Annotated in this window: 22 protein-coding genes and 1 tRNA gene; 11 read left to right on the plus strand and 12 right to left on the minus strand. The window is 69.8% G+C overall.

The window, feature by feature from the left end:
* Positions 1-10: 10 nt before the first annotated feature.
* The gene (locus tag VH914_11980; GenBank protein ID HEX4491917.1) at positions 11-679 is read right to left on the minus strand and encodes a GNAT family N-acetyltransferase; all 669 of its coding nucleotides are present in this window, start codon (positions 677-679) and stop codon (positions 11-13) included.
* Between the two features lie 21 nt (positions 680-700).
* Here VH914_11980 and VH914_11985 point away from each other — a divergent pair, with 21 nt between their 5' ends.
* Positions 701-1,537, plus strand: a complete 837-nt coding sequence (locus tag VH914_11985; protein HEX4491918.1) for a methyltransferase domain-containing protein — start codon at positions 701-703, stop codon at positions 1,535-1,537.
* Positions 1,538-1,675: 138 nt separating this feature from the next.
* Here VH914_11985 and VH914_11990 read toward each other — a convergent pair whose 3' ends face one another.
* From VH914_11990 to VH914_12000, 3 genes are all read right to left on the minus strand, one after another.
* Positions 1,676-2,296 carry a maleylpyruvate isomerase family mycothiol-dependent enzyme gene (locus VH914_11990; protein ID HEX4491919.1) on the minus strand — a complete coding sequence of 207 codons (621 nt, stop codon included), beginning with the start codon at positions 2,294-2,296 and terminating at the stop codon, positions 1,676-1,678.
* Positions 2,297-2,334: 38 nt separating this feature from the next.
* Positions 2,335-2,901, minus strand: coding sequence for a TIGR03086 family metal-binding protein (locus VH914_11995; protein ID HEX4491920.1), 567 nt, complete (start codon positions 2,899-2,901; stop codon positions 2,335-2,337).
* Positions 2,902-3,090: 189 nt separating this feature from the next.
* Entirely contained in the window at positions 3,091-3,945 is an 855-nt protein-coding gene (locus VH914_12000; GenBank protein ID HEX4491921.1) for a phytanoyl-CoA dioxygenase family protein, read from the minus strand.
* Between the two features lie 35 nt (positions 3,946-3,980).
* Here VH914_12000 and VH914_12005 point away from each other — a divergent pair, with 35 nt between their 5' ends.
* Positions 3,981-5,168 carry an alcohol dehydrogenase catalytic domain-containing protein gene (locus tag VH914_12005; protein ID HEX4491922.1) on the plus strand — a complete coding sequence of 396 codons (1,188 nt, stop codon included), beginning with the start codon at positions 3,981-3,983 and terminating at the stop codon, positions 5,166-5,168.
* Here the strand turns inward: VH914_12005 and VH914_12010 are convergent.
* A complete protein-coding gene (locus tag VH914_12010; protein HEX4491923.1) occupies positions 5,165-5,623 on the minus strand; it encodes a hypothetical protein in 459 nt (152 codons plus the stop codon). The two genes, VH914_12005 and VH914_12010, sit on opposite strands and share 4 nt — an antisense overlap.
* A 152-nt stretch (positions 5,624-5,775) precedes the next feature.
* Here VH914_12010 and VH914_12015 point away from each other — a divergent pair, with 152 nt between their 5' ends.
* Entirely contained in the window at positions 5,776-7,272 is a 1,497-nt protein-coding gene (locus VH914_12015) for a hypothetical protein (GenBank protein HEX4491924.1), read from the plus strand.
* A 113-nt stretch (positions 7,273-7,385) separates the two neighbouring features.
* Here the strand turns inward: VH914_12015 and VH914_12020 are convergent, their stop codons facing one another.
* A complete protein-coding gene (locus VH914_12020; GenBank protein ID HEX4491925.1) occupies positions 7,386-8,348 on the minus strand; it encodes a hypothetical protein in 963 nt (320 codons plus the stop codon).
* A 175-nt stretch (positions 8,349-8,523) separates the two neighbouring features.
* On the opposite strand from VH914_12020, the gene VH914_12025 reads away from it, so the two are divergent.
* The gene (locus tag VH914_12025) at positions 8,524-8,970 is read left to right on the plus strand and encodes a hypothetical protein (protein ID HEX4491926.1); all 447 of its coding nucleotides are present in this window, start codon (positions 8,524-8,526) and stop codon (positions 8,968-8,970) included.
* Positions 8,971-9,043: 73 nt separating this feature from the next.
* Here the strand turns inward: VH914_12025 and VH914_12030 are convergent, their stop codons facing one another.
* The gene (locus VH914_12030) at positions 9,044-9,394 is read right to left on the minus strand and encodes a VOC family protein (GenBank protein HEX4491927.1); all 351 of its coding nucleotides are present in this window, start codon (positions 9,392-9,394) and stop codon (positions 9,044-9,046) included.
* Between the two features lie 152 nt (positions 9,395-9,546).
* A complete protein-coding gene (locus tag VH914_12035; protein HEX4491928.1) occupies positions 9,547-10,698 on the minus strand; it encodes an FAD-dependent oxidoreductase in 1,152 nt (383 codons plus the stop codon).
* Here VH914_12035 and VH914_12040 point away from each other — a divergent pair.
* Entirely contained in the window at positions 10,697-11,272 is a 576-nt protein-coding gene (locus tag VH914_12040) for a sigma-70 family RNA polymerase sigma factor (GenBank protein HEX4491929.1), read from the plus strand. The genes VH914_12035 and VH914_12040 overlap by 2 nt on opposite strands.
* On the plus strand, positions 11,269-11,775 hold the full coding sequence (locus VH914_12045) for a hypothetical protein (GenBank protein ID HEX4491930.1): 507 nt from the start codon (positions 11,269-11,271) through the stop codon (positions 11,773-11,775). Before VH914_12040 ends, VH914_12045 begins: the two co-directional genes overlap by 4 nt.
* Positions 11,776-11,802: 27 nt before the next feature.
* Here the strand turns inward: VH914_12045 and VH914_12050 are convergent.
* The 4 genes from VH914_12050 to pheA form a co-directional block, all read right to left on the minus strand.
* Positions 11,803-11,886, minus strand: a tRNA-Ser gene (locus tag VH914_12050).
* A 131-nt stretch (positions 11,887-12,017) separates the two neighbouring features.
* Complete coding sequence (locus VH914_12055; protein ID HEX4491931.1) at positions 12,018-13,115, minus strand: hypothetical protein; 1,098 nt, start codon at positions 13,113-13,115, stop codon at positions 12,018-12,020.
* Positions 13,116-13,349: 234 nt separating this feature from the next.
* The gene (gene serS / locus VH914_12060) at positions 13,350-14,603 is read right to left on the minus strand and encodes a serine--tRNA ligase (protein ID HEX4491932.1); all 1,254 of its coding nucleotides are present in this window, start codon (positions 14,601-14,603) and stop codon (positions 13,350-13,352) included.
* A complete protein-coding gene (gene pheA / locus VH914_12065; protein ID HEX4491933.1) occupies positions 14,600-15,538 on the minus strand; it encodes a prephenate dehydratase in 939 nt (312 codons plus the stop codon). The genes serS and pheA overlap by 4 nt, the downstream gene beginning before the upstream one ends.
* Positions 15,539-15,612: 74 nt before the next feature.
* Between pheA and VH914_12070 the strand changes: the two genes are divergently transcribed.
* From VH914_12070 to VH914_12090, 5 genes are all read left to right on the plus strand, one after another.
* On the plus strand, positions 15,613-17,142 hold the full coding sequence (locus tag VH914_12070) for a glucose-6-phosphate isomerase (protein ID HEX4491934.1): 1,530 nt from the start codon (positions 15,613-15,615) through the stop codon (positions 17,140-17,142).
* A 32-nt stretch (positions 17,143-17,174) separates the two neighbouring features.
* A complete protein-coding gene (gene gnd, locus VH914_12075; protein ID HEX4491935.1) occupies positions 17,175-18,197 on the plus strand; it encodes a decarboxylating 6-phosphogluconate dehydrogenase in 1,023 nt (340 codons plus the stop codon).
* Positions 18,194-18,901, plus strand: coding sequence for a 6-phosphogluconolactonase (pgl, locus tag VH914_12080; GenBank protein ID HEX4491936.1), 708 nt, complete (start codon positions 18,194-18,196; stop codon positions 18,899-18,901). Before gnd ends, pgl begins: the two co-directional genes overlap by 4 nt.
* 90 nt (positions 18,902-18,991) lie before the next feature.
* Positions 18,992-20,068 (plus strand): Zn-dependent alcohol dehydrogenase, encoded by a 1,077-nt coding sequence (locus tag VH914_12085; GenBank protein HEX4491937.1) that lies wholly within the window; start codon positions 18,992-18,994, stop codon positions 20,066-20,068.
* 116 nt (positions 20,069-20,184) lie between these two features.
* On the plus strand, positions 20,185-21,590 hold a 1,406-nt coding region (locus VH914_12090; protein ID HEX4491938.1), incomplete at its 3' end, for an AMP-binding protein.

Genomic DNA, 21,590 nt, shown 5'->3' on the forward strand with positions numbered 1-21,590 from the left:
CGGGCTGCGGTCAGAGGTCGATGACCATGACCTGTTCGTGCAGCCGGTACCCGAGGCGGGTGCGCGGGCCGGGGATCAGCACGGGGCGGCCGAGCCGCCGGAAGCCGACCGTGCTGAAGAAGGCGATCGCCCCGGCGTTCTCCGACATCGTCTGGAGGTAGCAGCCGCGCACCCCGAGTCCCCGCAGGCGATCGAACCAGGCGCCGACGAGCCGGCGCCCCGCGCCCACGCCGCGCGCCTCGGGCAGCAGGTCGATGTGCAGGTGCGCGGGCCAGCGGGGGTCGGCGAACTCGAGGTCGCGCAGCCGGACGCGACGCAGCGCGAGATCCCTCGCGGCGTCACCGAACGTGCGCCCGATCACGCCCGCAGTGCCCGGACGGAACGCGATCCCACGCCGCAGCACGTGCCGCCCCGCGACCGAGCCCGGGTTCCGAGCACGAGACGAGTCGACGCAGCCGAGCAGGTAGCCCGCGACCCGGCCGTCGACCTCGACGACGAACGCCGACTCGGGCTCGCGGTCGGTGTAGTAGCCGGTGAACATGTCGGCGAAGCTCCGCTGGTCGCGCCACTGCCAGTCGACGGGCTCGCCCATGTACCCGGTGCGGAAGCAGACGTCGCGCACGAGCGATCGGTCGTCGCGTTCGTAGGGCCGTACGCGAAGATCAACGCTGCTCTCCATCGCCGCACCCTACGAGTCGCCGTGAACGAGTCCGCGAACCGCTACACGCACGGCCATCACGAGAGCGTGCTGCGCTCGCACCGCTGGCGCACCGCGGAGAACTCGGCCGCGTACCTGCTGCCGTCGCTGCGATCCGGACTCGACTTGCTCGACATCGGCTGCGGACCCGGCAACATCACGCTCGACCTCGCGACCCGCGTCGCGCCCGGCCGCACGATCGGAATCGACGCCGCGCCCGAAGCGATCGACGCGGCGAGGACCGAGGCGCGCGACCGCAACGTCACCGACATCGATTTCGAGGTCGCCGACGTGTACGCGCTCCCCTACGACGACGGCTCGTTCGACGTCGTGCACGCGCACCAGGTGCTCCAACACCTCGCCGACCCGGTCGCCGCGCTGCGCGAGATGCGGCGCGTCTGCCGCGCCGGCGGTGTCGTCGCCGCGCGCGACAGCGACTACGCGGCGATGACGTGGTTCCCCGAGAGTCCGGCCCTGGAGCGGTGGCTCGACCTGTACCGCACGCTCGCGCGCGCCAACCGCGCCGAGCCCGACGCCGGCCGCCGGCTGCTGCACTGGGCGCAGGCCGCGGGCTTCACCGACGTCGAGAGCTCCGCGTCGACGTGGTGCTACGCGGCCCCCGACGAGCGCGCGTGGTGGGGCGGCCTCTGGGCCGACCGCGTCACGCAATCGGCGTTCGCGGAGCAGTCCGTCGAGCGGGGCCTTGCGACACGCGCGGAGCTCGACGAGCTCGCGCGCTCGTGGCGCGCGTGGGCGGCGCACTCAGACGCCTGGTTCGCCGTCCTGCACGGCGAGGTGCTCTGTATTTGCGGGTCGGGCTCGCACGCTTCGCCCTCCTGACGCCTCAGTCCGCGGCTCGGCCGGGCCGCTCGGCGACCCGGCCGTTCAGGCCGGAACCACGAACCGTGCCCCGTGCGGGTCGGGCTCGCACGCTTCGCCCTCCTGACGCCTCAGTTCCCGGCTCGGAACGACGAGGCGTCAGGCGCGGGATCGCAACGTCTCGACGCCGTCGCCGGCGCAGTCGTCGAGCGCCTTCGCCCGCCCGACCATCGCGAGGATCAGCGCCATCGCGGGTCCGGCAATCTCCGGCCCGCTGCCCGTCGACCAGTCGACGTCGGTCGCCTGCAGCTTCAGCCCCGCGAGCCGTTTCTTCGCGCGCAACGGCGCGCCCGTCTTCTTGTACATCTCTGCGAGCGCCGTGAGGTGATCGGCGGGATGGTCGCCCTTCACGCCGAACGCGCGCCGGATGTCCTCGCCGTGCACCATCACCTCGCCCAGCGCGACGTACTTCGGACCCGGAGGAGTGCGCGTGCTCGTGATGATCGAGTCGAAGCGTTGCTTCACGTCGGTCGGCGTGCCCGCGGCGAAGGGCCGGAGGTCACCGTCGACGAACTTGTCGAAGCTGAAGCCGTTCTTGGCGAGCCCGCCGAAGAAGTGCGGCGCGGTGATGTTCGCGGCGGCGACGAGGTGACCGACGAGTTGCTGCACGTTCCACTGCGTGCAGAACGTCGGCGCGCTCCACTGGTCGGGTGTGAGGGTGCCGAGGAAGTCGGAGAGCGAACCGCGCTCGGCGTGGATCATCGGCATCATGTCGGCCATCGATGCACCTCGCGATCGGGACGGCGAAGCCGCGTCGGTCAGACGTCGCGGCCGAGGAACGCGGCCAGCTCGTCGGCGGCCGTCGCCGACGCGGGCGCATCGGCGCGCGGACCGAAGGGCGCCGTGCCGTCAGGCCCGCGCAGTGCGTCGGGCAGGAAGCCCTTCGCGTTCTCGAGCAGCAGCGCCGCGAGCTTCGGGTCGAGATCGCTCGACTGACCGGTCGCGCGGGCGAGGTCCCAGCCGTGCGCGAACGAATCGGTCGCCGCGATGCTCATGAACGCGGCGCCCGGCAGCGTCCCGAACGGCAGCGTGACCATCTGCTCGGCTGCGCCGGGGGCGGCGAACGCGGCGACGGCCTGCGCGGCACCGTCGTCGAAGACCGCGACGAAGTCGCCGGCGGCAAAGTCGGGCGCCTCGCCTCCGGGCGCCGCCTCGCCGCGCATCGAACGCGCGAAGTGGTGCGTGCCGCCGACGACGTGGTTCAGCAACGTACGCACGTCCCACGACGCGCACGGTGTCGACGCGTCGAGCTGCGCCGGCGTGACGTTCGTCAGCACACTGCGCGTGCTCGCGAAGGCGCGCTCGAGGTTGTCGGTGCTGCTCATGGTCCCCCCGGAGTCCGAATTCTTTATTTCAGTCGACGCTAACACAAGGGACGCGCGTGATCCACCGGCACGCGCGCGACGAAGAAGCACCGTTCACAGGTCGCACAAGCGGGCCTCCAGGCGTCGCATCACCGCGGTCATCGCCGCGGTCGTCGCCGTCGGGATGACGCTCATCGGGTTCACGAGACTTCAGTACGGCGTCATGTCCATGCCGGGGTAGCGCTGCGCGACGTCGGCGCGGGTCTGCGCGTTCCAGTAGCCGTCGCCTGGACGCGGGAAGCCGAAGAGATCGCGCTCGCGCACAGTGCACTGCGGCAGGAACCGTGCCCATCGTTCCGGCGACTGCTTCGGCCACGCCATCTTCCCGGCCCACGTCATCCCGCGCGGTTGGTAGTCGGCGAGCAGCGAGAAGCGCGCGCGTCCAGCGTCCGTGAAGTTCGAGCCGCGGTGGAGCACGTCGGTCCGGTAGACGAGCAGGCTCCCGGCGGGACCGATCGCCGGTACCTCGGCCGCGGCGAGGTCGCCGGGATCGAAGTAGAGCGGCGTGAACGGCACGTCCTTCCCGCGCTCGTACGGGATGATCCGCGTCGGCGCGTCCTCCGCGGTGACGTCGGAGAGGAACACGAAGGTCGTGAGCTGCGCGTACCGACCGTCGACGCGCGGCACGACGAGGCTGTGGCTGCCGTAGTCGCGGTGCAACGGCTGGTCGTAGTCGATCGCACCCGCGTACTTCGCCCAGAGCTCGACCTTGTAGAGATGCAGCTCCGTCGTGGCGAGGTAGCGCTCCGCCGCGTCGACGAGATCGGGATGGATCGCGAGGCGGTTGAGGTCCCACGATCGATACGGGAACTCCTCGACGCCCGCGAACTGACTCGCTCGGTACTGCGCGTAGCGATCGGGATCGGCGAAGTACTCGTCGCGCGTCGGGAAATGCAACGCCAGCGCGTCCTGGGCGGCGCGCAGCTCCTCGGGTGCGAGGAAATCTTCGACGAGCGCGAAGCCGCGCTCGCGCACCTGCTCGAGCGCGGCGTCCGGGACTCTCACGGCACGCACTGTAAGAGCCGACATACGCTGCCGCGGTGCGCGCGGTGCAGTTCGACATGGCCGACCCGGCGTTCCCGGCGTCGCTCGTCGACCTGCCCGAGCCCGACCTGCCCGACGGATCGTGGGCGCGCGTCGCGGTCGAGACCGGCGGCATCTGCGGCAGCGATCTCCATCTCTTCGCGCACAACACCGGTCCGTCGCCGACGCTGATGGGCATGGCCGGCGCCTTCCCGTTCGTGCTCGGTCACGAGATCGGCGGGCGCGTGATCGAAGTCGGTCCGGATTGCGATGTCGCGCTCGGCACGCGCGTCGTGCTCAACCCGTGCATCGCGTGCGCGGCGCGCGGGCTCGAGCCGTGCGAGAACTGCGCGAAGGGATGGACCTCCGACTGCCTGCGCCTCGACAGCCGCGTCGTCACCGGCGGCCGATCGCTCGGCTACACGCAGGGGCTCGGCGGCGGATGGGCCGAGCGCGTGCTCGCGCACGCGTCGATGATCCACGAGCTTCCCGACGCGGTGCCCGATCGCGCCGCGAGCCTGTACGAACCGGTGTCGATCGCGTCACACGGCGTCATGCGCGCCGCGCCGGTCGCCGGCGAACCCGCGCTGATCGTCGGCGCAGGAATCATCGGGCTCGCCGCGCTCGCGGCACTGAAGGGCCTCTACCCGAACAATCCCGTCACCGTGCTCGCGCGCCATGAGCACCAGGCCGCGGCCGCGCGCGCGTGCGGCGCCGACCACGTCGTGCGCAGCGATCCGAGCGGCGCGCACTTCGAGGAGCTCGCGCGGCTGTCGGGCGCGCGCGTCGTCGGACGCAAGTCCGACGTCATGCTGATGGGCGGATTCCCGTACGTCGTCGAGGCGGTCGGCGCCGCGCAGTCGATCAACGAAGCGCTGCGCGCCGCCGCCCATCGCGGGACGGTCTTGATGCTCGGCGCGACCGGCGTCACCGAGGTCGACCTCACGCCGATTTGGTACAAGGAGGTCGCGCTCATCGGATCGATCGACCACACGATCGACGCGGGATCGACGCCCGGGCTCGCGGGCGCGGCCGGGCGGCACTCCGTCGACCGCGCGACCGACATCCTCGCCGCCGGCCTCTTACCCGACGCTGCGGTCGTCACGCACGAGTTCGGTCTCGACGATTACCGCGAGGCGATCGAGACCGCGATCGACCGCGGTTCGTCGCGCGCGATCAAGGTGGTGTTCCGCCCGAATCGCTAGGTCGCGGTGCGGAAGTCGATCGGCGCGACCGCGACCCGCTCGATGACGAGATGGAACTCCGAGTCCGTGTGCCCGGCGATGACCGCGAGCTCACAGGTCTCGGCGCCGCTGCACGGCAGGCTCGAGAGACCGACGGTGCTGACGTGCGCGGTGGCTTCGTAGAAGCCGCGGTGCGTCGAGAGCTGCGCGTGGTACTCGTCGCAGTCGTTCACATAGGTCTGCTCGCTCGCGTTCTCGACGGTGAACGCACGGTTGCACTCGGCGACCTGCAGGAATTGATCGGTCTTGCCCTTGTGCGGCGAGAGCATGCCCTTCCAGCGGACGGTGACCGCTCGTCCATCGCGCAGATGGGAGTGCGGCGAAACCCGCGCGCTCGGCGCCTCGCTCGCGCCCGCACCCGCGGCCGTGGCCACGACCAACGCCAACCCGACGATCCCCACCGCGATCCTGCGCATGTCGCCCTCTGCTCCCGTGATGTCGCGATCCCGCGTCGCGGCGGCCGGAGGCTAACGAAGAATCGCCACCCGGGCTCGGGAAGCGGCGAACGGGGTGGCGCCCGAGCCGGTGTACCGTTTCCGCCCTCAGCGGGCGGGCGGGCGGAGCAGCGATGCATCGAATGTGGGGTACCGGCATGGCCGTGGCCGTGTTGGCGTTCGGGTGGACGAACGTCAGCGCCGTCGGCGCGAACGCGGCGCAGGCGCCACCGAAGGTCGTCGTGATCTACGGCGACTCGCTGGTGTCGGAGTCGATGGCACAGGTCCAGGCGAACTTCGGCTCGAAGTACCAGGTCGTGGGGCGCGCGGTGCCGGGCACCGCACCGTGTGACTGGATCCCGCAACTGCAGAGCGATCTCGCGGCGTTGCATCCGACCGTCGTCGCGGTGGCGACTGCGGGCGAGACCCAGGGCGCCGGATCGTGCGAGCAGCGGCCGCAGAACTCGACGCGGATGCGCTCCGACTACCAAGCCGCGCTCACCACCATCACGCAGGCCGTCACGGCGACCAGCGCGCAATTGGTGTTCGTGCAGGATCCCCCGTTCCTCGACGCCACCCGCAACGCGATGGGTGTGCAGATCGACGCCGACGAGCTCGGGCTCGCGTACCAGTACCCGCACGTGAGCGTGTACACCGCGGCGCGCAAGGCGTTCGCGACGAAGACGAACGGCACCTACGTTGCCTACGCGAAGTGCCTCGGCACCGAGACCGCGGCGAACGGATGCAATCCGAGCACGCGCCAGATCGCGATCCGAACGTTGTCCGGAGGCGGGACCGGCGTGAATCTCTGTCCCGACGGCATCGTCGGAACGAGCGGTTGCGACGAGTACTCGAGCGGCGAGGCGCGCTTCGGCAAGTCGGTCGCGGTCGCGGCGCAAAAGCCGAAGCCGCTGTTCGGAACCAGCCCGTCGACACCGCGTGTGCTCGTGTACGGCGACTCGCTCCTCGACGAGGCGCACGCGTACATGAACACCAGCGGCACCGCTTTGACCGGCACGACCGGCGCGGTGAAGGGCACGATCGGGTACGCGCCCTGCGACTATCTGAACAGCCTCACCGCGACGATCTCGGTGGTCACCGATCTCGTCGTGATCCAGAGCGCGGCGAACTCGAGCACGAAGTGCATGCTCGAACCCGGCTCGACGAAGGTGCACATGGGCATCGCCTCGAGCGAGTGGGAGCAGAAGTACGAAGCCGATTTCGACGCGACGTTCGCGCTCGCGACGACGTACGGCGTCAAGGTGTTGGTGCTCGATCCACCGCCGATGGATCCGGCGCAGCCGGCGGCTGCCGTCCGCGACGACCTGATCGAGAACGTCTGGCCGGTGCTGCAGGCCGACGCGGACGCGAACTACCCACTCGTGTCGTTCGCGAGCGACGCGCGCGACGCGCTCGGCGGCGACACGTACACGAGCACGATGCCGTGCCTCCCGGACGAGACGGCCGACATGGGTTGCAACGACGGAACGATCACGGTGCGCGCGCCCGATGGACTGCACTTCTGTCCGACGGGTCTGCTCAACCAGAAGCACCCGTGCGGTCTGGCGTACGACCCCGGTGCCCGTCGGTTCGGCGATGCGATCGAGGCCGCGACTCGCGCGCACATCTGACGCGCCGGTTGTTCAGCGCGCGGTGCGCCCCATCGTGGTGACCGTCGGTCCGCCGGCCGGAAGCGCGAGCTCGCCGAGGCGGCAGAACCCCACGGACTCGTGACGGTCCAGGTTCAGCCCGCGACGATCGTCGACTCGCCGGGGTTCGTGCCGTCGCGCAGCAACCGGGCGCGCGCCGCGGTGTCGCCGAGCAGCGTGAGATCGAAGAAGTCGATCGACGTCTTCGTTGCAGTGCGGTCGTGCACCGACGGTTCGTCCTCGTAGGCCTCGGGATGCAATCCGGTGTGGAAGGTGAGGAACCACTTCGGCGAAACGCTCTGCGCGTACGCCTGTTGCGCGGTCTTGTACGGAACCGCGAGGTCGCTGTCGATGTGCGTGATCAGCAGCGGGATCTTGTTCTTCTGGAAATGGCCGCTGAGCGAGAGGTGCACCGCGTCGAACACCCCGGCCGCACGGATGCGCGGGTCGCGGCAGCACGAATCCTCGATCAGGTTGTACGTCGTCCCGCCGCCGAGCGACAGACCTGCGGCGCCGACGCGCGCGGCGTCGATGTGCGAGCGCAGCGGACCCTTCAACAGTTGTGTGAGCACGAAGCTGATGTCGCCAGGCTGGTTGGCGACGTCGGCGACGACGTCGTACGGCTGGCCGCGATCACTCGTCAGCGGGAACCTCGGCGCCGCGACGGCGTACCCCGCGCGCGCCCAGGCCGAGAAGAGTTGCGTGAACTTGCGCGGCGCGCCGTGATAGCCGTGCGAGAACATGATCAGCGGCCGCGGCGTCGTCGCGGTCGGGATGTAGACGTCGGTCGGAAGCGTCCGGTTCGGCGAGTACGCGGCGTTGCCGGGCGTCTCGGTCGTGCGTGAGGTGTCGACGAACGTGACGTGCTGCACCGTGAACGCGAACGGCCGCGGCTCGACGGCAACCGTCGTCGTGGTGCTCGAAGTCGTCGAGGTCGCGCGCGACGCACCGGCGGTCGGCGTCGACGACGAGCACCCGCTCGCGATGAGCGCGCCGGCGATGACGAGGGCGGCGGCCGCGGGTGCGCGCCCGCGTCGTCGGATGCGATCGAGGCTCAAGGCCGTGATCGTAGGTTGAGAGCGAGATTGCGGCTCTGACGAGAGGGTGACAGTGTTCTGCTGACGGCGCGGTCTGCGCCGTCGGGGGTGCGGGGGGCCGGATTCGGGGCGGGACCCGAGATTCGCGTGTGTCGTTTCGCGGTCCGACGCGCGGAATGTGCGACATGGAGAAGGGATGAGGATGATTCGTTCGAAGATGATCCGCCTCGCGGCGGTCGGCGCGCTCGCCGGTTCCGCGGCGCTCGCGCTCACGCCGGCCGGGGTCGCCGGCGCGGCCGGCAGCATCAAGTGCTCGAGCATGACCGGCAACATCGCCAAGAAGGTGACGCTCTCCGGCTGCACCGGCAACACCGGCGGGTCGTCGAAGCCGATCGCCAGCACCGCGCTCGCGACCGGCGGCGTGATCAAGTGGGCAAACGGCAAGAAGACCACGGTCACGCTGACCGCGACGGCGAAGGGCACTGCGTGCCCGGCGGGCTCGAGCGAGTACCAGGCCAAGGGCAAGGTCACGAAGGACACGACCGGCTCGGCGGCGGTCGGCGGCACCATCAAGGGCAACGCCTGCGTCAACGGCAAATCGGGTGCGATCACCCTCGTGCCCGGCACGAAGCTCACCATCTGACATCGCGTTTCGAGGGTTCGGCGCGCGCGCCGCGTGCCGAACCCTCGATCGCGTGTCCTGCTCGCGGTGCCGCTCAGCCGTTCGCGGCGACACCGACGCGGTGGCCGAGCGCGTCGGCGAAGACGCCGAAGCTCGTGCCCGGCACCTTCTGCTCGGGCTGCACGATCGTGCCGCCGAGCTGCTCCGCCCGCTTCAGCGTCGCGGCGACGTCGTCTACCGCGACGAAGAACAACACTTCGTCCTCGGCGGCCTGGCGGGGACTGATCGCGACGTACGGGCCGCCCTCCGCGCCCGTGTCGATGAAGGTGTAACCGGGGAACGCGCCTTCCGACGCGACCTTCCAGCCGAACAGATCGGCGAAGAACTTCCGGGTGGCGTCGGGATCCTGCGAGCGGATCTCGGTGTGGACGACGGGGTGCGGCACGGCACTCTCCTTGGTCGGCGCACCCGTGCGGGCGCGTTCGACACCCCGACGAACGGCACGCCGCGATTTCGACCGCGTCGCCGAAAGACTCCAGCGGACCTCGTGGGATCGCTTGCGAACCCCGACACCCCGACACCCCGGCGGCCGGCGCTTCAGATCGTCGAGACTTCGATGCCCGATGCGTACTGCACGGCGCGGGCGGCCTCAACGGCGCTGTTGCACGACACTTCGGAGAGGTGGCCCGGCGCGGCGACCCAATCGCCGGCCAGCCAGAGCTGTTCGCGTTGCTGGACGGCGGGTCGATCGCGCCACGTGGAGCCGGGGAGGTCGAGCGCGCCGGTGGCTTCGGACACGACGGCTCGGCGTCGCCAGACCTCTCGGTCGCGCCAGTCGCGATAACCGGCGTCGAGGATGGTCTCGATCCGAGTGATGCCGTCGTCGAGCGACTCGTCGGGTCGGAGTCCGATCATCGCCTGGACGAGCGAGTGACCGGCAGGCGCGAGCGTCTTGTCGACTGCGGTGAACCGGTCGACGAACGCGGCTTCGTCGAGGTCGATGACGAGGTACGGGTCGCCCCTGCGGGCGCGCAACCCGATGTCGAGCAGTGCCGTTCTCGGGCCGCTCGCGTGCAACGCGTCGTCGTTGAGGAGGCGTCGCGCCGCGCGCGGGTCGACGGCCACGATCACCGGACCGTCGGGAAGTTCGTCGACCTTGGCGTTGGTCTCGACGCGAACACCGACTGCTCGCGCGTGGGCTGCGAGTCGATCGACGACCGGACCCCATCCTCCGACCACGTAGCGGGCGACCGGCGGTGTCTTGAGCAGGATGCGGCGCACGCGTGACCACACGAATTCCGCGGACAACCGACCCGGATCGTGATCGAAGGTCAACACGCCTGCCGCACCGCTGACCGCCGCGGCGGCCTCTGCGTCGACTCGATCCGTGAGCCAGGAGCGCAGGTCGACGTCGACCGGCGCGTCGTGTCGAAGTGCACGAGCCGCTCTGAGCAGCGCAGTCGGCGGGGTGATGCGCACCTCGCCCTGCCAGCGCATTCGTATCCCGTTCAACTGTGGTCGCCGGTACGGGACGTGCAGCTCGCGGGCACGGAGCCAGTCCCACATCGGTCCACCCGCGTAGAAGGCGTGAGGTCCGAGATTGGTGTGCCATTCGCCGGGGTTGGTCGTTGCCCGACCGCCGAGACGGCGGCGCGCCTCGAGCAGCCGGACGGGTACGCCGGCTTCGGCGCACTCCGTCGCGGCGATCAGGCCGGCCAGACCACCTCCCACTACCGTCACTTCGCGCATGGCGTCGTCCTCCGAGGGGTCGTCGACACGAAGAAGAGGCGGGGAACCTTTCATTGGTTCCCCGCCTCTTGTGCACGTGGAGGAGCTCGTTCGACGCGCCCAGCGCGGTGACGCCGTCGCGATCGAAACGCTGCTCGGCGCGATGAGTCCCTATATCGGCGCGATCTGCGGCGCGATCGCGCTCGGCGCGGCCGAGGATGCGATGCAAGAGACGCTGGTGGCGGTATTCACGAACATCGGATCGCTGCGCGAGCCGGCTGCGTTCAAGGGATGGGTCCGACGCATCGCGGTCCGAGAAGCAGTACGAGCGGCTCGCGGCGGGAGGGTCGTTCCGGTCGATCCTGAGGGACTGCAGCAGGCGCTGTCGCTGTCGGTGCCCGACGGCGCGACCGCGGTCGAGGTGCGCGAGGTGCTCGCAACGCTCTCTCCCGAACAACGTGCGGTCTTGACGATGCGTCACCTCGAAGGTCTGAACGAGGAGGAAATGGTCGACGTGCTCGAAGTTGCAGCCGGCACGGTGAAATCACGGCTGCACCGCGCCCGCGCCGCCTTTCGAGAACGGTGGATCGCATGAGCTGGCCGACCCTCGAGCTCGACCGAGTGGCCCGACTGCGCGTGCTGTCACGTGCACTGCCGGGCGTCGCGCTCGAGGAGCGCACGATCGCGGCTCCGTTCGACGTCGTCTGGGACTTCGTCTCCGATTTGTCGAACTCGGTTCCCCGCTTCGACCGGGACGTCGCCTCCATCGAGATCCTCGAACGCCACGGTGATCGGCTGAAGATCATCTCGCGGCCTCCATTGATTCCGATTCCCGTGCGGCTCGACGTCGAGCTGCGCGCGGGATGGTGTTGGATGGTCGCTCGCCCCCAGCTCTACGTCGTCGGCATGGCCGCGGTCCCCGCGGGCGCGCACACCCGCTTCGCGATGCTCGAAGGTGTGTCGCTGACCGGCAGCAAAGTGCTGCGCCCGACGCTCGGTCCCGTCCACGCGATCAGTCGATGGCGTCATCGCCGCCATCTGCCTCGCGACCTCGATGCCATCGAACGTGCGCTCGGCCTCCGCGCTGCGCTCGAGTAGCGCACACGCGGTGAAGGCACGACCGAGCGGAGGGAGTGGGATTCGAACCCACGGGGCTCATCACCCAACGGTTTTCAAGACCGTCCCATTCGGCCGCTCTGGCACCCCTCCGCCGACCATTCTGCCGGTCCGGCGAGCGGGCAGGCGCAACTTCTGAGCCAATGAGTTCCCCGTAGGGGAACTGACGGGCACAGAAGTGTCGGCCGCCGGTCGCCGTCACCCAGTCAGGGGCGGGCGCGGTCTCAGTTGGTTCGGTCGTCGATGTACGCGTGGAAGCGCCACGCGACATTCGACACGTGCCCCGTCGCCGTCGCGTCGCATGAGCTCGAGACGCGCGACGTGTTCACCGAGCTCGCAGCCGGCGCGTTGCTCTGCATCGGTGCGACCCAGGTCGTGTACACGGAGCTGCTCGGGCACAGGCCGTTGCCGGCCTCCGGCGCCGCGAACGCGACGAGCGTCCTGTCGGGCGACCACACCGGGAACTGGGCGTGCGTCGACCAGCTCGGCATCAGTTGCGCCGGGTTCGCACCCGACCCGGCGTCGGCGGTGTACGGCACGTCGTTCGGGCAGACGGCGGCATCGCGCACCGCCGGGATGTACGGATCGACGTCGGACGCCGGCTGATAGCACGCAGTCAGGTGCTCGGAGACGAAGGTCCCGTCGGCAACCGAGACACGCACGATCTCGTCGTAGAGCCCGACGTTCGGGCAGGGAGTCGGTCGCGTGCTGCACGCGCGAAGCGCCAAGAGGTGCGTGTTGTCGACCCAAACCGGATCTCGCACCTCGATGCGGTTCGTCGAGTCGTACGGCAACACAACGCGAATCGAGTTGAACCGCCTACTTCCCGCGACGAAACCGGACGCGACGACCAACTGTGAGGCAGTGCAACCGGCGTCCATGCAGCCGGACAACGCGAGCGACCTGCCGTCGGGCGACCACTTCGGCTCGTCGCCGTGAGGCGCGGTCTCGGATGCGGTGGCTACCGGGAACGTCTTCTTGATCGCTCGACTGAGCCGACGCGGCATTGGTGCGACGACTACGTCTCCCGGCTGACCGGTGGCCGGCCGTTGGCTGAACGCGAGCCAATCACCCTTCCGACCGACGTCCGGGGTCAGGTCACATCCGTTGCCCGCGCTGTGGAGCGTGCGCAACATCGTGAGCGTCGGCGCCGAGTCGGGGTTCGCATCAACCTGCGTCTCCGCGAGGTTGCAGGAACCCGGCTGCGCGCCCGGTACCGGCTCCACGATGGTGAGGTGATTCTCGGCCGCGAGGGCGGCCGGCACGTGGCCCGCACCCACCAACGCGCCCGAGAACAACGCGGTCACCCAAAGCGCGACCATGCTCGCCCGCGCGGCATGTCGTCTCCCCAAGAAACTCGTCACAGCGATCCCCCCAAATCACCCGCGATCGCGCGTGCGCGCGTCATCCTTTCGTTGTGATCAATCGCGAGTATGCCAAGGAAAGATGGGCTTGACACTGACATCGACGCGCCCAATTTCTTCCACGCTTCAGATGCTGCGGAGAGGTCTGCGGTCGCGCGTCGGAGTACCGCCGAAGAGGCGGCCGGGCCGACTTCAGGCGCGCGGTTCGATGCGGGTGAAGCCGCAGTACGGACGGAGCGCGTCGGGCACGACGAACGCGCCGCCCTCGTCCTGGTAGTGCTCGAACAGGAACACGAGGGTGCGGCTGATCGCGCACGCAGTGCCGTTCAGCGTGTGCACGAGCTCCGATCCCGACTCGCCCTTCACGCGTGTGCCGAGCCGGCGCGCGGAGTAGTCGGTGTAGTTCGAGCACGACGTGAGCTCGCGGTACTGACCCTCCGACGGCAGCCACGCCTCGATGTCGAACTTCTTCGCGGCCGCGGGGCCGAGGTCGCCCGCGGCGACGTTGAGCACGTGGTACGGCAGGCCGAGCCCGCCGATGATCGCTTCCTCGACCGCGAGGATCCGATCGAGCTCGTTCCACGACGACTCCGGCGCGCAGTACGAGAACATCTCGACCTTGTCGAACTGGTGCACGCGGAAGATGCCGCGCGTGTCCTTGCCGTAGGTGCCCGCCTCGCGCCGGAAGCACGACGAGAGGCCGCCGAAGCGCGCGGGCAGCTCGTCGGGTGTGAACGTCTCGCCGCGCCGCAGCGCGGAGAGGGGCACCTCGCTCGTGCCGACGAGGAACAGCTCGTCCTCGGCGAGCTCGTAGACCTGCGCGCGATCGGTCGGGAAGAAGCCCGCCTCTTCCATCGTCCGCTCGCGCACGAGTGTCGGCGTGATGACCGGGACGAAGTCGTTCGCGACGAGCATCGCCATCGTGTAGTTCACGAGCGCGAGCTCGAGCAGCACCGCTTCGCGCATGAGGTACGCGAAGCGCGAGCCACTCGCCTCCGCGCCGCGTGTCGAGTCGACGAAGCCCATCGCCTCGCCGAACGCGGCGTGGTCGAGCGCGGGCGCGGGGTCCTGCGCGCCGACGGTCTTCAACACGTCGCCGTCGTTCTCGCCGCCGTCGGGCACCGACGCGTCGGCCGGGTTCGGCAGCTGCAGCGCGAGCTCGCGCAGGCGCGCCTCGGCGGCACCCAGCTCGCCCTCGAGCTCCTGAAGCCGCGTCTTCATCTCCGCGGCGCGCTCGATCTTCGCCGCCCGTTCGTCCGGCGCGGCCTTGCCGATCTCCTTCGACGCCTTGTTCTGCTCCGCTCGATGCGTCTCGGCCTCGCGCCGCTGCGCGACGACGGTCTCGTACGCGCCGAGCACGTCGTCGATCAGGCCCGCGCGCACGCGCTTGCGCTCGATGCCCTCGCGGTAATCGGAGTCCTCGCGCAGCCGGCGCAGGTCGATCACGCGAGCCCTCCGTCGCGGATCTGCGCGCGCAGCCCGTCGATCCAACTCGTCGCCGAGCGCCATTCCTTCGACGCCTGACTGCGGCGGTGCACGGTCTCGGCGCCGACCCCGCCAACCGGGTACGAACCGAGGAACTTCACGTCCACGCGCTTCGCCATCAGGTTGCGCAGCGCGTCGGCGACGATCTCGTCGGCGATGTGGCCGTCGATGTCGATGAAGAAGCAGTAGTCGCCGAGGCTGCGCTTGGTCGGGCGCGATTCGAGCTTCGTGAGGTTGATCGCGCGCGCCGCGAACTCCTGGAGGATCGCGAGCAGCGAGCCCGGTCGGTCGGCGCGCTGGAAGCAGACGATCGTGGTCTTGTCGTGTCCCGTCGGGGCAGGCACGCCCCGTCCGACCTCGACGAAGCGTGTCACGTTGTCGGGGTGGTCCTCGATCGCCTTCGCGATCACGTCGAGGCCGTAGATGTCGGCCGCCAGCGAGTTGCAGATCGCGGCCTGATCGGAGCGCTTCGACTTCGACACTTCGCGCGCGGCATCCGACGTCGAGTTCGCGGCTCGGAACTCGGCCTGCGGGATCTTGCGCGCGAGGAACTGCCGGCACTGCGCGACCGCGTGCGGGAACGAGAGCACGCGCCGCACGTCGCCGATCGCGGTGCCCGGACGAACGCACAGGTTCAACGAGACGGGCAGGTCGACCTCGCGCTGCACGAGGAGCTCGCTCTCGAACGCGAGCGTGTCGAGAGTGACCGACACCGAACCCTCGATCATGTTCTCGATCGGCACGACACCCGTGTCGAACTCGTCGCGCTCGACGGCCGCGATCACCTCGGGGACGGAGCCCTGGGGCACTCGCTCTCGAGCCGCGAGATCGGGCTGAGAGAGCAGCGCTTCCTCGGTGAACGTGCCGCGAGGCCCGAAATAGGTCACGCGCGCCACCCGAGGATCGTAGGCGAGGGTCGATTCACATGGTCGCATGTTCGCTCGTCTCGGCACTTCGTACACTGCGTGTTGTGACCTCCGACTGGCCCGGAACGCTCGCGGCGGCGACCGCCGAACTGCGCGAGCGGCGCGCCACTGCGCGCCTCATGGACCGCGACCACACGCTCTGGCAGGAGGATCCGACCGAGGTCGCGAACCGCCTCGGCTGGCTCGACGAGCCCGAGCGCATGCAGTCGCAGGCGGGCGACCTCATCGCGTTCGCGCGCGACCTCGTGCACGACGGGCTCGAGCACGTCGTGTGGTGCGGCATGGGCGGGTCGAGCCTGTTTCCCGAGTTGCTCGCTGCGACCGTCGCCGCGGGCAAGGTGTCGCCGCGTCCGGGGCCGGAGTTCACCGTGCTCGACAGCAGCCATCCGGCCGCAGTCGCGCGGGTGGCGCAGACCGTGCCCCTCGACCGCACGCTCTTCTGCTTCGCGTCGAAGTCGGGCGGCACGATCGAGACCCGCTCGCACCTCGAGTACTTCCGCACGCTCGTCTCCGGGCCGCAGCAACTTGCGGTCGTCACCGACGCGGGCTCGGACCTCGACACGATGGCGCGCGCCGACGGGTTCCGCGCCGTCTTCAACGCGAACCCCGACATCGGCGGCCGCTACAGCGCGCTCTCGCACTTCGGCATGCTCCCCGCGGCGATCCTCGGGCTCGATGTCGCGTCGATCCTGCGCGGTGGCGCCGAGATGGTCGACAAGTGCCGCGCCGACGACGGTCCCGGCTCCACGCTCGCCGCGGCGCTCGGCGCGGGTGTGCGGACCGGTCGCGACAAGCTGACGATCGACGCGTGGGGTCCGTTCGGCGACTGGGTCGAACAGCTCGTCGCGGAGTCGACGGGCAAGCACGACACGGGGATCCTGCCGGTCGTGCGCGAGCCGATCGTCGCGGCCGATCGCTACGGCCACGACCGTCTGTTCGTCGGCTACGGGGACGACGGCGGCGGCGCGCTGGCGAAGCTCGCCGATGCGGGCCACCCGACGGTCGGACTCGGACGCGCGTCGCTCGACAGTGGCGGCGCCGCGCTCGGCTCCGAGGTCGTGCGCTGGGAGATCGCGATCGCGCTCGCCGGCGCGCTGATGGGCATCAACCCGTTCGACCAGCCCGACGTCGAAGCCGCGAAGAAGGCGGCGCGCACGACGCTCGAGCAAGGCGTTCCCGAGTTCCCGTTCACGAGCGTGAGCGATGCGGTCGCGTCGGTACAGGCCGGCGACTACGTCGCGATCCAGGCCTTCGTCGATCCCGCGTCGCCGTACCTCGAGCAGTTCGAACGGGCGCGCTTCGCGATCCGTGACGCGACGAAGGCGGCGACGACGCTCGCGGTCGGGCCGCGCTATCTCCACTCGACGGGACAGCTGCACAAGGGGGGGCCGCCGAGCGGCGTCTTCCTCCAGGTGCTCGACGTCGGCGACACCGACGTCGACATCCCGGGTCGCGATTTCACGTTCCGCGATCTCGTGAGCGCGGAAGCCGCCGGCGACTATCTCGCGCTGCAGCAGCGCGACCGCTGCGTGTTTCGCGTCCGGCCCGACGACCTCGCGGCCTTCGGCAGCTGACGCGCGCCACTCGGGCCATTCAGGAGGACACCGTGCAGATCGGAATGGTCGGACTCGGACGCATGGGCGCCGGGCTCACGCGTCGCCTGCGGGGCGCGGGCCACGACGTCGTCGTGTACGACGTGAACCAGCCCGCGATCGACGCGCTCGTGGAGGAGGGCGCGACCGGCGCGTCGTCGCTCGAAGACCTCGGGAAGAAGCTCCAGCCCCCGCGCTCGGTGTGGCTGATGGTGCCCGCCGCGTTCACCCAGCAGACCGTCGACGACGTCGCCGCGGTGCTCTCGCCCGACGACGCGATCATCGACGGTGGCAACTCCGACTGGCGCGACGACATCCGCCGCGCGCACGAGCTGCGCGAGCGGCAGCTCCACTACATCGACGCGGGCACGAGCGGCGGCGTGTTCGGACTCGAGCGCGGCTTCTGTCTCATGATCGGGGGCGACACCCACGCGGTCGAGCGCCTCGCACCGATCTTCGACACGCTCGCTTCGGGCTTCGACGCCGCGCCGCGCACGCCGGGTCGTTCCGGAGAGCCGACTCCCGAAGAGCGGGGCTGGCTGCACTGCGGTGAGTCGGGCGCGGGCCACTTCGTGAAGATGGTCCACAACGGGATCGAGTACGGGATGATGGCCGCGTACGCCGAGGGGCTCGCGGTGCTCCAGCGCGCGAACGAAGGCAAGACGGTGCAGGACATCGACGCCGAGACCGCGCCGCTCACGTACCCGGACCTGTACCAGTACGACCTCGACCTCCCCGCGATCACCGAGGTGTGGCGACGCGGCAGCGTCATCGCGTCATGGCTCCTCGATCTCACCGCGACCGCGTTCGTCGAATCGGGCGACCTCCACGAGTTCAGCGGACGCGTCTCCGACTCCGGCGAGGGTCGCTGGACCGCGGAGGCGTCGATCGCGCTCGGGGTGCCGACGCCGGTTCTGACTGCGGCGCTGCAGTCGCGCTTCACGTCGCAGGGCTCGGCGACGTTCGCGAACAAGATCCAGTCCGCGCAACGCAAGCAGTTCGGCGGCCACGCCGAAAAAGTGGCATCCGGCGAATGAGTCGCGCGCTTCCGATCCATGTCGGTACCGACGCCGACGACGCCGCGCAACAGGCCGCGGAGTTGATCGCCGCCGACCTCGCGACCGCGATCGCGCAGCGCGGCCGCGCGTCGATCGCGTTCAGTGGCGGGACCACGCCGTGGCCCATGGTGCGCGCGCTCGCCACGAGCAAGATCGCGTGGGACAAGGTCGACGTGTTCCAGGTCGACGAGCGCGTCGCGCCCGCCGGCGACCCCGACCGCAACGCCACGCACCTGCAGTCGAACCTGATCGGGCGCTCGTCGATCCCGAAGCGCAACTGGCACCCGATCCCGGTCGAGGAACCCGATCCGGCCGGCGCGGCCCGGAACTACGAGCGCACGTTGCGCGAGGTCGCCGGCGAGGCGCTCGACGTCGTTCACCTCGGCCTCGGGCCCGACGGCCACACCGCGTCGCTCGTGCCCGGCGACCCCGTGCTCGGCGAGACCGAGCGGCTCGTGGCCGCGACCGGCCCGTACCAGGGTCACCGGCGGGTCACGCTCACCTATCCCGCGCTCGACGCGGCGCGCCGGATCGTGTGGTTCGAGACCGGCGCGGCCAAGGGCGAGATCCTGCGCCGGCTCGTGGCGGGCGACCCGACGATCCCCGCAGGGCGGGTCCTCCAGGACCGCGCGGTGGTCGTCTGCGACGAACCCGCCGCCGCGTTGTTGCTCGACGGGCGCTAGCCGCCTGGAACATTCGTCGCAGACGCCGGTAGCGTCGGCATCGCCGCCGATCCGTTCGGGTCGGCACAGTCTCTGGATCAAGGAGCGGTCATGCGCGCAGCAGTCTTCGTGGGCACCGAGCAGCCCCTCGCGATCGAGGACCTCGAGCCCGTCGCGCCCGGACCGCGCGACGTCGTCGTCGAGATCGGCGCGAGCGGTGTGTGCCACTCCGACCTCTCCGTGGTGCACGGCTACCTGCCCGTGATGCCGGGCACCGTGCTCGGGCACGAGGGCACGGGCAAGGTCATCGAGGTCGGCAAAGAGGTCACGAAGGTCAAGAAGGGCGACCGGGTCGTCAGCACGTTCGTGCCCGCCTGCGGCGTCTGCTGGTTCTGCCTGCACGACCAGTCGAACTTCTGCGAGCGCGAGTTCGAGACGATGATGACGATGCGCGGCAAGCGTCCCGACCAGAGCGAGTACATGACGTTCACGGGACTCGGCACGTTCGCCGACGTCATGACGTCGAGTGAGGACTCGGTCGTGAAGGTCGAGACCGACGTCCCCGACGAGCAGCTCGCGCTCATCGGCTGCGGTGTCACCACCGGCGTCGGCGCCGCGCTCAACACCGCGCGCGTGCAGCCCGGCTCGACGGTCGCGGTCGTCGGCTGCGGCGGCGTCGGTCAGTCGGTGATCCAGGGCGCGCGCATCGCGGGTGCGGCGCGCATCATCGCGGTCGACCTCGTCGACATGAAGCGCAAGACGGCGCTCCAGTTCGGTGCGACCGACGTGGTCGACCCCGCCGAGGGCGACGCGGTCGCGCAGGTGAAGGCGCTCACCGGCGGGCGCGGTGTCGACTACTCCTTCGAGGTCATCGGCCTGCCCGAGACCATCACGTCGGCGCACGGCATGGCCCGCAACGGCGGCACCGTCTGCGTCGTCGGCATGACCCGCATGGACGCGCAGATCACGCTCTCCGCCTTCGCGTTGTTCTACGAGGGCAAGACGATCGTCGGGAGCAAGTACGGATCCGCGCAGGTGCGCCGCGACTTCCAGCGCTTCGCCGATCTCGTCGAGACGGGCCGCCTCGACACGTCGTCGATGGTGTCGCGCACGATCAAGCTCGACGAGGTGAACGAGGCCTTCCGCGCCATGGAGGCCGGCGAGGTCATCCGCTCCGTCATCGTCTGATCTGTACTCATGGTCGCACTCGCTCCGCTCGCCGCTCCTGACGCCTCAGCCACCAGATCAGGCGGCCCGCAAAGCGAACCGCCCGTTCCCGTGCGCGCGGTCTGAGCCCAGCGGACATGTGGCCCGGCTTCCACGCGCAACGGACACCGGACAAGCCCGCCGTCGTCATGGCGGCGACGGGCGAGACGTTCACGTACGCGGAGTTCGACGCGCGCTCGAACCGGCTCGCGCAGTTGTTCTGGGACGCGGGCCTGCGCTTCGGTGATCACCTCGCGGTGCTCATGGACAACGACCCGCACTACCTCGAGGTGTGTTGGGCCGCACAGCGCTCGGGACTCGTGTACACGGCGATCAACTGGCACTTCACCGCCGAGGAGGCCGCGTACATCGTCGACGACTGCGACGCGCAAGCGATCGTCGTCAACGCGGGAACGCGTGACGTCGCCGAAGAGCTCCTCGAGCTCATGCCGCGCGTCACGACGCGGCTCGCGATCGGCGGCGCGATCGGATCGGGACCGAAGGGCTACGTCGACTACGAGGAAGCAATTTCCGCGTTCCCACCCGAGCCGCTCGCCGAGGAGCTCGAAGGCACGCCGATGCTCTACTCGTCGGGCACGACGGGACGGCCGAAAGGCATCAAGTACCACATCCGGCGCGAGCCGATCGGGAACGCGCCGGAACGGCTCGCGTCGCTGACCCTCGTCTTCAAGTTCGACGAGAACAGCATCTACCTGTCGCCGGCGCCGCTGTACCACTCGGCACCGCTCTTCTACTGCATGAACACGCTGCGACTCGGCGCCACCGTCGTCGTGATGGATCACTTCGATCCGCTGCGCGCGCTCGAGTACATCGAGCGCTACGCGATCACGCACAGCCAGTGGGTGCCCACGATGTTCGTGCGCATGTGGAAGCTCACGGCCGACGAGCGCGCGCGACACGACCTCTCGTCGCATCGCGTCGCGGTGCACGCGGCCGCGCCGTGTCCGGTGGAGGTGAAGCGGCGCATGATCGAGTGGTGGGGCCCGATCCTCATGGAGTACTACTCCGCCACCGAAGGTCAGGGCGCGACGATCATCACGAGCGAGGAGTGGCTCGCGCACGCGGGCTCGGTCGGCCGGTCGATGCTCGGACCGATCCACATCGTCGACGACGCGAAGGACGCGTTGCTCGCGCCGGGCGAGGTCGGCGTGGTGTGGTTCGAGCCGCTGCAGGGTCGCAGCGGCTTCGAGTACCACAAGGACGAGCAGAAGACGCTCGACTCGTTCAACACGCGCGGTTGGTCGACCGTCGGCGACATGGGCTATCTCGACGCCGACGGCTACCTCTACCTCACCGACCGCGCCTCCTTCATGATCATCGCGGGCGGGGTCAACATCTACCCCAGGGAGATCGAGGACGTCCTGCTGCGCCACCCCTCGGTGGCCGACGTCGGCGTGATCGGGGTCCCGAACGCAGACCTCGGTGAGGAGGTCAAGGCGATCGTCGAACTCGAGGCCGGGGTGGATCCGTCGCCCGAGCTGGA

It is taken from the genome of Acidimicrobiia bacterium (genome assembly GCA_036271555.1).
GTDB lineage: Bacteria > Actinomycetota > Acidimicrobiia > IMCC26256 > PALSA-610 > DATBAK01.